Raw genomic sequence first — 239 nt, 5'->3', positions numbered from 1 at the left:
GTAAAAGAGCAAATTAAAATCGACTAATAACCAATTAAGTAAATTAAAGTGTGAAACATGAAAATTAGAAAAAAAGTATTTTTTACTACTGCACTAGCTTCGTTAGCTCTTGTAGCCTGTAAAGATGATAAAAAAGAGGATGAAAAAGTTGCATGAATTGTCTTAAAGAACATGGATAAAACCGTAAAATCACAAGATGATTTTTTTAGACACGTAAACGGTTCGTGGTTAGACAATAC

The 239-nt window shown here is 29.7% G+C and carries 1 protein-coding gene; it reads right to left on the bottom strand.

The window, feature by feature from the left end; translation table 11 throughout:
* Positions 1 to 23: 23 nt before the first annotated feature.
* The coding region (locus tag ACY2RW_RS16350) for a hypothetical protein (RefSeq protein WP_490123789.1) at positions 24 to 239 on the bottom strand (216 nt) is incomplete at its 5' end.

The organism is Polaribacter sp. 2305UL8-11, from assembly GCF_058147165.1.
Note: the sequence above shows the minus strand (reverse complement) of the source record. Positions and strands in the feature narration are given on the sequence as shown.